The sequence below is a fragment of the Tenacibaculum aiptasiae genome (assembly GCF_965221665.1).
Lineage (GTDB): Bacteria > Bacteroidota > Bacteroidia > Flavobacteriales > Flavobacteriaceae > Polaribacter > Polaribacter aiptasiae.
Map to the genome: position 1 here is coordinate 460059 of NZ_CBDCSN010000002.1, position 12615 is coordinate 472673.

At 29.5% G+C, this 12615-nt stretch carries 15 protein-coding genes; 7 read left to right on the top strand and 8 right to left on the bottom strand.

Annotated elements, in window-relative coordinates:
• Nucleotide 1: 1 nt before the first annotated feature.
• From ACOQN8_RS02395 to ACOQN8_RS02405, 3 genes are read right to left on the bottom strand one after another with little or no spacing between them, the layout of a single operon-like run.
• Nucleotides 2-550, bottom strand: coding sequence for a hypothetical protein (locus ACOQN8_RS02395; protein WP_420551457.1), 549 nt, complete (start codon nucleotides 548-550; stop codon nucleotides 2-4).
• 5 nt (nucleotides 551-555) lie between these two features.
• On the bottom strand, nucleotides 556-1545 hold the full coding sequence (locus ACOQN8_RS02400) for a hypothetical protein (RefSeq protein ID WP_420551458.1): 990 nt from the start codon (nucleotides 1543-1545) through the stop codon (nucleotides 556-558).
• Between the two features lie 7 nt (nucleotides 1546-1552).
• A complete protein-coding gene (locus tag ACOQN8_RS02405; RefSeq protein WP_420551459.1) occupies nucleotides 1553-2602 on the bottom strand; it encodes a hypothetical protein in 1050 nt (349 codons plus the stop codon).
• Nucleotides 2603-3138: 536 nt separating this feature from the next.
• Here ACOQN8_RS02405 and ACOQN8_RS02410 point away from each other — a divergent pair.
• Together ACOQN8_RS02410 and ACOQN8_RS02415 are read left to right on the top strand one after the other, a co-directional pair.
• Nucleotides 3139-3753 carry a Crp/Fnr family transcriptional regulator gene (locus ACOQN8_RS02410; protein WP_420551460.1) on the top strand — a complete coding sequence of 205 codons (615 nt, stop codon included), beginning with the start codon at nucleotides 3139-3141 and terminating at the stop codon, nucleotides 3751-3753.
• 154 nt (nucleotides 3754-3907) lie between these two features.
• The gene (locus ACOQN8_RS02415) at nucleotides 3908-4519 is read left to right on the top strand and encodes a Crp/Fnr family transcriptional regulator (RefSeq protein WP_420551461.1); all 612 of its coding nucleotides are present in this window, start codon (nucleotides 3908-3910) and stop codon (nucleotides 4517-4519) included.
• Nucleotides 4520-4593: 74 nt separating this feature from the next.
• Here ACOQN8_RS02415 and ACOQN8_RS02420 read toward each other — a convergent pair whose 3' ends face one another.
• Together ACOQN8_RS02420 and ACOQN8_RS02425 are read right to left on the bottom strand one after the other, a co-directional pair.
• Nucleotides 4594-4959, bottom strand: a complete 366-nt coding sequence (locus tag ACOQN8_RS02420; protein WP_150900522.1) for a DUF3127 domain-containing protein — start codon at nucleotides 4957-4959, stop codon at nucleotides 4594-4596.
• Between the two features lie 8 nt (nucleotides 4960-4967).
• A complete protein-coding gene (locus ACOQN8_RS02425) occupies nucleotides 4968-5828 on the bottom strand; it encodes a flavin reductase family protein (protein WP_420551462.1) in 861 nt (286 codons plus the stop codon).
• A 78-nt stretch (nucleotides 5829-5906) separates the two neighbouring features.
• On the opposite strand from ACOQN8_RS02425, the gene ACOQN8_RS02430 reads away from it, so the two are divergent.
• Nucleotides 5907-7055 (top strand): sensor histidine kinase, encoded by a 1149-nt coding sequence (locus ACOQN8_RS02430; protein WP_420551463.1) that lies wholly within the window; start codon nucleotides 5907-5909, stop codon nucleotides 7053-7055.
• Between the two features lie 7 nt (nucleotides 7056-7062).
• Here the strand turns inward: ACOQN8_RS02430 and ACOQN8_RS02435 are convergent, their stop codons facing one another.
• The 3 genes from ACOQN8_RS02435 to greA form a co-directional block, all read right to left on the bottom strand.
• Nucleotides 7063-7251 carry a hypothetical protein gene (locus tag ACOQN8_RS02435; RefSeq protein WP_420551464.1) on the bottom strand — a complete coding sequence of 63 codons (189 nt, stop codon included), beginning with the start codon at nucleotides 7249-7251 and terminating at the stop codon, nucleotides 7063-7065.
• A 16-nt stretch (nucleotides 7252-7267) separates the two neighbouring features.
• Nucleotides 7268-7660: an HIT family protein gene (locus ACOQN8_RS02440; RefSeq protein ID WP_420551465.1), complete on the bottom strand. Its 393-nt coding sequence runs from the start codon at nucleotides 7658-7660 to the stop codon at nucleotides 7268-7270.
• An 83-nt stretch (nucleotides 7661-7743) separates the two neighbouring features.
• Entirely contained in the window at nucleotides 7744-8217 is a 474-nt protein-coding gene (gene greA / locus ACOQN8_RS02445; protein ID WP_420551466.1) for a transcription elongation factor GreA, read from the bottom strand.
• 108 nt (nucleotides 8218-8325) lie between these two features.
• On the opposite strand from greA, the gene ACOQN8_RS02450 reads away from it, so the two are divergent.
• The 4 genes from ACOQN8_RS02450 to ACOQN8_RS02465 all read left to right on the top strand — a co-directional run bounded on the left by ACOQN8_RS02450 (nucleotide 8326) and on the right by ACOQN8_RS02465 (nucleotide 12547).
• Nucleotides 8326-8736 (top strand): Rieske (2Fe-2S) protein, encoded by a 411-nt coding sequence (locus tag ACOQN8_RS02450; protein ID WP_272150094.1) that lies wholly within the window; start codon nucleotides 8326-8328, stop codon nucleotides 8734-8736.
• A gap of 65 nt (nucleotides 8737-8801) precedes the next feature.
• Nucleotides 8802-9959 (top strand): 5-(carboxyamino)imidazole ribonucleotide synthase, encoded by a 1158-nt coding sequence (locus tag ACOQN8_RS02455; protein WP_420551467.1) that lies wholly within the window; start codon nucleotides 8802-8804, stop codon nucleotides 9957-9959.
• A 2-nt stretch (nucleotides 9960-9961) separates the two neighbouring features.
• Entirely contained in the window at nucleotides 9962-10441 is a 480-nt protein-coding gene (gene purE, locus ACOQN8_RS02460; protein ID WP_150900529.1) for a 5-(carboxyamino)imidazole ribonucleotide mutase, read from the top strand.
• A gap of 81 nt (nucleotides 10442-10522) precedes the next feature.
• Nucleotides 10523-12547 (top strand): M3 family metallopeptidase, encoded by a 2025-nt coding sequence (locus ACOQN8_RS02465; protein ID WP_420551468.1) that lies wholly within the window; start codon nucleotides 10523-10525, stop codon nucleotides 12545-12547.
• Nucleotides 12548-12615: the final 68 nt, after the last annotated feature.

Here is a 12615-nt window from a genome sequence, read left to right on the forward strand (position 1 = left end):
TTTAAAGTACGTTTGCTAATTTTTCTATGGTGAATCGATATTGATCACCTACTTTTTTATTCCCAACTAACAACTGATTTTCAGAATCTTTAAACACATTTACTCCAATGGTATTGTTATCCATCTGTACTAGTCCTTTGGTAGGATTATTTAAAGGAGAAATTAAAACCTTACCTGTTCCAGCAAATTGAATTTGCCATGTATATTCATTTAGTTGTTCTGGATTTTCAATAGTTGAAAAAACTATTTCATTCGAAGTATTATTAAATTTTAAAAAGTATTTTTTCTGCTTTGCCGAAGCAATTAATACCTTTCCTTTTTCTAACCTTTTCAAAATGAATGATTGTAAATAACCATCTTTTTTATTGAAGTCAGAACTTGATTTCTTGATTAAACTTATAGAATTGTTTGAAATATTATGGAACAAAACCATCTCATTTCCATCTACCAATTTGGTATTGGTAAACCTATATAACTCTATATCTTGAGCAATAGTTATCCCTGCACCTATGAAGAATAGGCACAAAAACAAAATAAATTTGTTTCTCATTTTCTTTATTTATTTTTTGTTGATTTTATAGCTTCTTTTATCGCTGTCAACTCTTTTAACAACTTCTCTATTTTTTCTTCTTGAGCTATTGTGTGTAATGTAAGTTCTTCAACTTTTTCTACTAAAACTGTGTTTACTTGTTTTATATCCATTCCATTGGCAAGTACTTCAGCTTCAGATGGCATATTTGGCAAGTGCTTATTTTCTTTTATATAAGTAGCAACTTCTTTCAATGGCATTAACTTATAGTTTTTTGAAAAAACATAATCTGGAAACGATCCTACATTTAATACCACTCTATCTAAAGTTAAAACTCCATTTTCTAAAGATGCCATTTCATTATTACTACCATTAATAAAACTTATCTTTTCATTAGTACCATGCCCTAAACTAAGTCGACCTGTAGTTTGATTATAAGAAACACTTCCTAATGTACCTTGCTGAAACTGGACATTATCAGATGTAATTCTTTGATTAAATACTCCTGTATTAATTGTTAAAACACCATCATGAATCTTTGCCATTTCACTATTAGCACTGTTTCTAAAAGAAATAATATCATCTCCATTATTATCTACATCTGGATGTAGTATTATTGGTCCCCAGCTCTGATACTCTCCACCATCTACTCTCACATTTTTATTTTTTATGTGAATTCCTTCTGTTGGAGTTATACCTATACCTATTTTTGAAAATTTACCATTGCCAGACACCTCAAAATCAGAATAAACATTTGTCTCTTTGTAAAAAACTGCTGACTCATTAAAGTTTACTCTATCAGAAAAATGAGTAGGCACATAAAACCTATTATATCCTGGGTAGAATGCAGCCATTTTTTTGTTTGCTGCATAAAATCGTATTCCTTCATAATATGTTGGATCTGCGTCAGTATCTGCTTTTATATCTATTCCACGAACAGTTCCAATTACATGCTGAGCTTGTGCAATACTAATTCCAAACAATAACAAACCTGTTAGCGTAATTTTTTTAATCATTCTGAAACTAATTTTTGGTAGAGTTATATTGTTGCTCAATTTTTGATAATCTTTCTAAAAGAGCTTGCATCTTTTTTTCAGTCTCTTTTGACTTCTTTTCAACTGCTTTCAATTCATCTAAAAGAGCATCTATTTTTTCTTCTTGTGAAATTGTATGCAACGTAAGCTCCTCTACTTTTTCTACTAAAACAGTATTAATTTGTTTTATATCCATTCCTTTAGCTATTACTTCAGCTTCCGATGGCATATTAGGTAAATGTTTGTTTTCTTTAATATAAGCTGCAACTTCCTTTAAAGGCATTAACTCATAATTTTTTGAGAAAACATAATCTGGAAACGAACCTACATTCAACACTACTCTATCTAAAGTTAAAACTCCATTTTGTAGAAATGCCATTTCGTTATTACTTCCATTTAGGAATGTTATTTTTCCATTAGTACCATGCCCCAAACTAAGTCTACCTGTACTTTGTGTATAGGAAACACTACCTAAATTACCTTCTGTAGCAGAAATACTATTATTAAAAACTCCTCTATTAGTTGTTAGGACACCATCATGAATCTTAGCCATCTCACCGTTGGCACTATTTCTAAAAGAAATAATATCATCTCCTGTATTATCTACATCTGGATGGAATATTAACGCTCCCCAACTCTGATATTCACCATTATCAACTCTAACGTTTTGGTTTTTTACATGTATTGCTTGTTGTGGAGTAACACCAATACCTATTCTTGAAAACGTACTATTTCCTGAAGCACTTAAACCACTATTAAAGTTTGCTGCTCTTGCAAAAAAAGCATCGCCATCTGCATAAAAGCGTCCTTTGGCTCTTAACTCTCTATTAGCTTTAAAGTTTACCTCAGAAATATTACCTGTTGTAAACGATCTAAAAGTGGTTATTGTTCCACCTCCTACTCCTCCATTAATAAATAATCCTTCGGATCCTTGATGACTTCCATCTTTATCGAAATAAATAATGTGTGTACTTCCTTGTGCTTTCAAATTGAAGCTAGCTAGTAATAATGCACCTAGCAAAAAAATTGTTTTTTTCATTAATCTTTATTTTATGGTTATTAATTTTTAACTAACACTTAGTTAATTTCAAGTCCACAAAATTGAGATAACAAAAACCATTTGATTTAACAGAAGTCACGATTTGACATGCATCAAAATTTGATTTATATCACATTAAGCATCTGTTTATAAGCTATTCACTAGTATTTTCAACTAAAAGAGTTACCAAATTCTAGCTTAAACAATTCAGGTAGTATTTTTTTAATTAAAAATTAACATTTATTTAACGTTTTACATTAAATTCGTCTTTACTAGAATATTAATCCCCTAAAAACTAATACTTATGAATAAAAAATTACTTTCTTTTTTTCAAAATAGAACAAGCAAACTATTGCTTAGCCCTTTCTATTCCTAAACTATAAGTAATACTTATACCCTATAAGTATTTTGTATAAAGAAAGCATAGGGTTTTCTTTTTACACGCTGTTTAAAATATATTGTAAGAACACAATATAATTTACTACTAAATAACTGCTTATAGATTTAAGCAATAATTAATTGTAAAATAATTTATAATGATTTTAAAGTCCCTCATCAATTGTAAAGAATCAACAGTTAGATTAATTCAATCTACTGCTATAAAAAAGAAATATATCACAGGTGATCCTATCTTATTAAAAGATGTACCTATCAATCATAGTGCTATTATAATTAAAGGTGTTTTAAAAGCACATTTAGATCAAGATGATAGTTCATTACTATTATATCACATTTCACCAAAAAACAATCCACTTATAGTGTTAATGAATATGACAGAAAATCAAGCTTCTCCTATTTCTATAACTGCAATAGAAGATAGCACTCTGTTATGGGTACCAAACGATAAAGTTTCAGAATGGGAAAATAATTGCTTATCTTTTAAAAAAGCTATTATTAACTCTAGTGAACACAACATTAGTACAATGGTTTATAGACTTCAAAACCTACTAACACATTCATTGGAAAACAGGTTGTTCTATTACTTAAAAAATAAGTCTAATATCTACGAACAAAAAGACATTCGTATATCTAGAGCTGAAATTTCTTCAGACTTAAAAACTCCGAAAGCTTCAATTTCTAGAGCTATAAAACGTTTAGAAAATCAACATAAAATAATTGGAAAACCTAGGTCTATACAATTAGTTGTATAAACTTACATTTAAAATAAATTACTATTTAACAGAGGTTTGTATGTTTTAATTGCAAGCCTCTAAAAGTCTACTACCCCTTAATTATTTCAAATAAATGCTAACTAACTATTAATCTAGGATACTACCTAGGTTAGACAATCAACAAACTAAATTTATGCTAAAAAATTTACCACTGTCTAAAGAGGTAATCGACCTATTGAAAAACTATGGAACAATATTACACTACGAAAAAGGGTATTTATTACAAGACTGTAATCGTTTTGATCAAGGGGTTTGTATTTTAATTTCTGGAATCGTTAAAATGTCTGTTAAACACAATGATAAAAAAATACTTTTATATCACTTAGATTGTAGTAAACCTATAATTATGAATTATACTAATACTCCAAATATATCTTCAGATGTAATTTGCAGTACTGTTATAAAAGATACCACTATTTTAAACATTCCAAATGATTTATTTTTAGAACTGACAAGCACCTATATTGAGCTTAGAGATTTTATGATTACTTCTTTCCAATTTCATTACATGAACATTATAAATAAAACTCAAGAAATTAGTAATCAAACATTGGAAGAACTCTTGTTAAGCTATATAAAAACAAAATCTAGGTTATATAAAAGCATAGAGATTAAAATACCTCTTTTAGAAATATCTGAAGATTTAAATTTTTCAAGAGAAGCAATTTCAAGAGGTTTAAAAAACTTAGAAAACAATGAAAAAATTATTCGAAAAACTAGATCTATAGTATTATTAGACAATTAATTATATAAAACAAAAAACCTATGAATTTTCATTCATGGTTTTTTGTATATAACACCTTATTTAACTTTTTTATATTAAAAAGGTAAATCGTCTGGTTCGTTAGCTGATAAATCTGGAGCTGGTTCAAATTGACCTGCAGGAGGTGTACCTTGAGGTGCAGATTGTGCTAAGTTTTCTATTCTCCATCCTTGAATAGAATTGAAATATTTAGCAACTCCTTCTGGGTTAATCCACTCTCTACCTCTTAAATTAATAGATACTTTAACATCTTGACCAACTGAAAAGTTATTTAAAACATCACATTTATCCTGTACAAATTCAATTAAAAGCATTTGTGGATACTGCTCATCTGTAGTAACAACCATTTCTCTCTTTCTAAACCCACTAGCCCCAAATGTTTGAGTTTCGTTAATTAATTTAATCTTCCCTATAACTTCCATATTCTTATCTATTTAATTAAAAGTACCTTCCACGCACTTTCTACATCATTTTTTTGTAAATAATCTTGTGCAAATGTATGTCTTTTTTCAATTGAAAGCGAAATATATTCTGGATGTTCTTTACCAAAGTTATTAACAGCTTCTTCGTTTGGTAACTGCTCTACATTCCCTAGCATCCCTAAATTATTCCCCGTTAAAACAGTACTATTTCTTATTTCTTCTGGAATTTGATCAACCCCAATTCCTAATGTTGAAATAGGTTTAGGAATTTCAAAAAAACCATCTCTTGCTCTTGAATAGTAACTACCTCCTGCTCTTGCTACTAAATCTATTTTATGTTGATCTATACTTCCATCTTCAGCTATTACATTTTCATTTACATGAAGCTTAACTACTTCACAAACAATTAAATTTCCAGCTCCTCCTTCTGTTCCTGTATAAATAATATCGGTCACTTTGCATTCAAACTGTACTGGTGATTCTGCTACACGAAACGGTTTTACCTTATCAGATGCTAGCATGGTAAGTCCTGCCTTTTCAAACTCATTAACTCCTTTTGGATACATTGTACTACTCAATGACATTTGTTGTACCATGTCGTAATTAACTACGTTAATAACCACTTCTCTTGTTTCTTCTGCATTATCTAAAGTGTGCTTTGTTTTATTTCCTCTTACACTTCTAGCTGGAGAGAAAATCATCATAGGTGGATTAGCTCCAAAAACATTAAAAAAACTAAATGGTGATAAATTAGGATTTCCTTCTTTATCTATTGTACTTGCAAAAGCAATTGGTCTTGGGGCAATAGCGCCAAGTAAATAACTATGTAATTTTCCTGTAGGTAAATCTTTAGGATCTAATGATAACATGCTGTTTTTTATTTTTAATGTAAATATACTACGGTTTTACAAATTAAGTTATTATACAGAATAGTTTATATTTGACTAATGACTTTTTTTAAGAATACTTATTGGGTTAAACGGATTGCCATTTTCATATCCCTTTTAATCGTTTCATTTATTTTGTGGAACACTTATATTTTCTTTCAAAAATTTAAAGAAGAAGAGCGAGGTAAAATTGAAATTTATGCAACTGCTATTAAAGAACTTGCCTCTAATCCTGATTTGAATGACAATACAAATCTGATTAACAAAGTTTACGAAACTATTGAAGACATCCCAACTATTCTAGTTAATAAAGATGGAAGCATCAATTTATATAGAAATTTAGATTCTATAAAATCTAAAAACCCTAAGTACTTACAAAAGCAATTAACTATAATGAAAAGTCAAAACGATCCTATAGTTATTGAATATTTTGGCTTTACACAATATCTTTATTACAGAAACTCAGATTTATTATACAAACTTAAATACTATCCATTAGCTTTACTTCTTATTTTAGGGCTTTTCTTAACCATTATTTATATGGTTTATAAGTCGAGTAAAGTAGCCGAACAAAATAAACTTTGGACAGGTATGGCCAAAGAAACTGCTCATCAAATAGGTACACCTTTATCTTCTTTATTAGGTTGGATTGCTATTTTACGTACAGAAAATGTTGATGAAGATTATATTATAGAGATAGAAAAAGATGTTGATCGTTTAAGTACTATTGCTAATCGATTTTCTAAAATTGGTTCTTTACCAAAATTAACAACACATAATATTGTTTCAATAACTGAAACTGCTTTTAATTATTTACGTTCAAGAAGTTCTAAACAAATTAACTTTACTTTTTCTTCAAATAAAAATGAGCTTATAACACAGTTAAATGCTGAATTGTATGGTTGGGTTATAGAAAATTTAGTAAAAAATGCTATCGATGCAATGCAAGGAAAAGGTAGTATTTCTTTAGAGATAAAAGACACTAATAAACTTGTGAAAATTATAGTATCAGATTCTGGAAAAGGAATCCAAAAATCACAATTTAAACAAATATTCAAGCCAGGTTTTACAACTAAAAAACGTGGTTGGGGATTAGGGTTATCTCTTTCTAAACGAATTATAGAAGATTACCATAACGGGAAAATATCGGTTCTAAAATCAGAAATAGGAAAAGGTACTACTTTTGAAATTCAATTAAATAAAATATAATTTATTCTTAAGCTTCTTTCTCTATTCTTTTCTTTTGAGATAGTCCAAATAAAATTCCAGCTAGTATCCAAATAGGTAATGATATTAAAACCTTTTTTGTTGTTATTGGTTCTTTGGTAAAAAAAGGAAAAATAAAATTCATTATTATAAACATTATTCCTCCCCAAATTAAACCAGTTTTCATCCACTTTTTCATAAGCTTTTATAATTAATTATTCGAAATTGCTTGAAATACCTGCTGCTAGTTCAACAAATTCTTCGTTAGATAACTTTACTTTTTCAATAAACTGAATATCGCTCATCGCATTTAATGGAATTAAATGTACGTGTACATGAGGTACTTCTAAACCAATTACACTCATTCCAACACGTTTACAAGGTATTGTTTTTTCAATCGCTTTTGCTACTCGATAAGAAAAAGACATCAATCCATCATACTCTTCTTTAGATAAATCGAATAACTTGTTTTCTTCTCTTTTAGGAATTACTAAAGTATGCCCTTTAGCATTTGGATTAATATCTAAAAAAGCAAAATAATTTTCATCCTCTGCTATTTTATATGATGGAATTTCTCCTGATACTATCTTTGTAAAAATACTAGCCATAATCTTATATTTTGTATGCTTGTAAAAATAAAAAAAGTGCAGCAAAGGCAACACTTTAATTTAGAATAATATTTTCAGAAAGATTAACGAGAAATCTCTATAATTTCAAAGTTCATAATTCCATTAGGTACTTTAATCTCTGCTATTTCACCTACTTTTTTACCTAACAATCCTTTACCTATTGGTGAATTTACAGATAACTTACCATTTCTTACGTCAGTTTCAGAATCGGCAACTAAAGTATAAGAGAACTCCATACCATTAGCTGTATTTTTTATTTTAACAACAGAGTGTATCAATATTTTAGAAGTATCTAATTGGCTCTCATCAATAACACGTGCACTAGCTACTACGTTTTTTAATTTAGCTATCTTAAATTCTAACAAAGATTGCTCTTCTTTAGCTGCATGATACTCTGCATTCTCACTTAAATCACCTTTATCACGAGCATCTGCAATTTCTTGAGACACACGTGGTCTTTCAACTTGCTCTAAATGAGCTAGCTCTTCTTTTAATTTTTTTAATCCTTCTTCAGTATAATATGATACTCCACTCATAACTTATAAATTTAAAAATCTCACACCGATAGGAATGAGATTGTATAACAAATGTACAAAATATTTGTAAATTCGTAGCGTTACATAAACAACTCTATTTAAAAAACAATGAAAAAATTATTTTATCTATTTATTCTTTTAATTAGCTTAGGCTGTAGCGATAATGCATCTGTAAACAATTGTTTTAATGGAGTAAGTATAAATTCTATAATCGATTTAACACTACCTGAATTTCAAGGTCTATTAGTTCCTAGTGGAAGTTCTCAAAACATAATTCAAGGTAGGAATGTTTATATTTTTAGAACAGGTAACAGTGGTTATAGAGCTTTTGATAGACAATGTCCAGAAGCTACCTGTAATTCTTTAATGACATTTGATGGTATTCATATTAAATGTCCTTGTGATGATAAAAAATACAATTACTTAGCTGGTGGGGCTCCAATAGATAACTCTGGTTGTAATGCTTTAATGTATTTTGTTACACAAATTAACAGTACACAGTTAAGAATATCTCGTTAATTCTATTTGTACTATTATTAAGATTCTTATTTTTGCGTTAACAACAACACAATAAAATATTTATCTTGAAAAATTATTTTTCTTCAGATTTTAAATTGGGCGTTCTTGGTGGCGGTCAATTAGGAAGGATGCTGCTGTCCGAAACTCAAAAATTTGATATTTACACAGCTATTTTAGACTCCAACAAAGAGGCACCTTGTGCTCGAATTTGTAATGAATTTCATCAAGGAGATTTATTAGATTTTGATACAGTATATAATTTTGGAAAAAAAGTAGATGCTTTAACCATTGAAATTGAAAATGTAAATATTGATGCCCTTGACAAACTTGAAACAGAAGGTTTAACTATTTACCCAAAACCATCTAATTTAAGAATTATTCAAAGTAAAGCACGTCAAAAAACCTTTTATACAGACAATAACATACCTACCGCTAGTTTTTCACATTATGCTTTTTTAGAAGAATTAAAACATTCTTACGAAAACAACATTATTGAATTTCCTTTTGTATGGAAAGCTGCTCGTTTTGGTTATGATGGAAACGGTGTAAAAGTAGTTCGTAATTATGATGATTTACAGTCATTACCAGATGGTGAATGTATTGCCGAAAAATTAATTCCTTTTAAAAATGAATTGGCAGTAATTGTTGCTCGAAATTCTGATGGTGAAACAAGTACTTACCCTGTAGTCGAAATGGAATTTCATCCAGAGGCAAATCAAGTAGAATATGTAATTTGTCCTGCAAGAATTGATAACAACATAGCCGAAAGAGCTCAAGAAGTTGCTTTAAAAGTAGCTAATGCTTTTGAATTCGTTGGTTTACTTGCTGTGGAAATGTTTTTAACTGAAAATGACGAAATTTTAGTTAACGAAGTCGCTCCTAGAACGCATAATTCTGGACATTACTCAATTGAAGCTAGTTATACAAATCAGTTCGAACAACATTTAAGAAGTATCTTAAATCTTCCTTTAGGAAACACAGAAAGTAAAGTTGCTGGTATTATGGTTAACTTAGTTGGTGCTGAAGGTTATACAGGAGAAGTTGTGTACGAAAACATCGAAGATATTTTAAAAATAGAAGGCGTGACTCCACATATATATGGAAAGAAAATTACCAAACCTTTTCGTAAAATGGGGCACGTAACTATTGTAAATGAAGATATAAATAAAGCGAGAGAAATCGCTCAACAAGTAAAAGAAACTATTAAAGTAATTAGTAAATAATTATGGTAGGAATTATAATGGGAAGTGATTCAGATCTTCCAATCATGCAAGAAGCAATTGATATTTTAGAAAGTTTTGATATCCAAATAGAAGTAGATATTGTTTCTGCTCATAGAACTCCAGAAAAATTAGTTGACTATTCAAAAAATGCGCATTCACGAGGAATAAAAGTAATTATTGCAGGAGCTGGAGGAGCTGCTCATTTACCTGGAATGGTAGCAAGTATGAGCCCTTTACCTGTTATTGGTGTTCCTGTAAAAAGTAGAAACTCAATTGATGGATGGGATTCTGTTTTATCAATCTTACAAATGCCTGGTGGTGTCCCTGTAGCTACTGTAGCTCTTGATGGTGCTAAAAATGCAGGGATTTTAGCAGCACAAATTATTGGTGCTTCTGATAAATGTGTATTAGATAAAATTATAGCCTATAAAGAAGGCTTAAAACTTAAAGTTGAAAAAGCTTCTGAAAGAGTAAAAAAATAAGTAATTTAGTACAGTACATATATAGAAACCTCACAGATATTAGATTTGTGAGGTTTCCTTAATTATTAAAATGAATTTTTCATGACAAAAAATCCGCTATTACAAGATTTTAATACAGCTCCTTTTTCTAAAATAAATACAGATCATTATAAACCTGCTATTAAAAAAGCTATTGAATTAGCTAGAAATGAAATTAATGCAATTGCTGAAAATCCAGAAAAAGCTACTTTTCAAAATACTACAGAGGCTTTAGATTATACAGGTGAAAAATTAGATAGAGTTACTTCTATTTTCTTTAATTTAAATTCAGCTGAAACCAACCCTGCTATTCAAGAAATAGCTAAAGATATTTCTCCTTGGTTAAGTGAATTCAAAAATGACATGATTTTAAATGAAACTTTATTTAATAGAGTAAAAATAATTTATAATCAAAAAGACTCTTTAGAGTTAACTCCTGAGCAAACTATGCTATTAGAAAAACAATACAAAGGTTTTTCTAGAAATGGTGCTAATTTAAATGAAGAAGAAAAAACAGAATTACGAAAATTAGATGCTGAACTTGCCAAATTATCTTTACAATTTGGAGAAAATGTACTGGCTGAAACCAATGCTTTTGAAATGCATTTACTAAATGAAGAGGATGTTAAAGGATTACCTGAAAGTGCAAAAGAAGCGGCTAAAGAATTAGCCAAATCAAAAGAAAAAGAAGGATGGCTTATTACATTAGACTATCCTAGTTACATTCCTTTTATGACCTATGCTGACAATAGAGAACTCAGAAAAAAGTTAGCTATTGCAATGGGGAAAAAAGGGTTCCAAAAAAATAATTTCAACAACGAAGAAATTGTTTTAAAAATAGTAACTCTTCGACACAAGCGAGCTAACTTATTAGGCTATAAAACTCATGCACACTTTGTTTTGGAAGAACGAATGGCTGAAAGTCCAGAAAAAGTACTAAACTTTTTAAATGAACTATTAGAGAAAGCTAAACCAGCTGCCAAAAAGGAATTTGAAAACTTAGAAAACTATGCTAAAAAATTAGATAATATTGATCAACTTCAAAAGTGGGACTCAGCCTATTATTCAGAAAAATTAAAAAAAGAATTATTTAGTTTAGACCAAGAATTACTGAAACCTTATTTTAAGTTAGAAAATGTAATTGATGGAGTTTTTGAAATCTCAAGTAAATTATTCGATTTACAATTTGAAGAAATCGATTCTATTGATAAATACCATGAGGACGTAAAAACCTATGCTGTATCAGATTCAAAAGGAAATTTCATTTCTCATCTTTATGCTGATTTCCATCCTAGACCAGGAAAAAGAAATGGAGCTTGGATGACTTCATACAAATCGCAACAAATCAAAAAAGGAGTTAACGAAAGACCACAAGTTTCTATTGTTTGTAATTTTACTAAACCAACAGAAACTAAGCCTTCATTATTAACTTTTAATGAAGTTACTACGCTATTTCATGAATTTGGTCATGCTTTACATGGAATGTTAGCCAATACAATTTATAATAGCTTATCTGGAACATCAGTTTCTTGGGATTTTGTAGAATTACCTAGTCAAGTTTTAGAAAACTGGTGTTACGAAAAAGAAGCTTTAGAATTGTTTGCAAAACACTACGAAACAGGAGAAACTATTCCTATGGAATATGTTACTAAAATTAAAGAGTCTGCAAGCTTTCATGAAGGTATGCAAACTTTACGTCAATTAAGTTTTGGTTTATTAGATATGAGTTGGCACGGAGGAGCTTCGCCTCAAAATATTTCTTCAGTAAAAGACTTTGAAACAAAAGCATTTTCTGAAACTCAATTATATCCTAATGTAGCCGAAAATTGTATGAGCACTGCTTTTTCTCATATTTTTCAAGGAGGTTATTCTGCAGGTTATTATTCTTATAAATGGGCAGAAGTTTTAGATGCCGATGCTTTTGAGTATTTCTTAGAAAAAGGAATTTTTAACAAAGAAGTTGCTGATAAATTTAAAGATAATGTACTTTCTAAAGGAGGTACAGAAAAACCTATGGATTTATATGTGCGCTTTAGAGGGAAAGAGCCTAAGCCTGATGCATTATTAAAACGAGCTGGACTGATTTGATTTAACACTAAATAACATTAGTTCTTTTTACACATCAAAATAAGTCCCTATTTTTATGAAAATTTTTT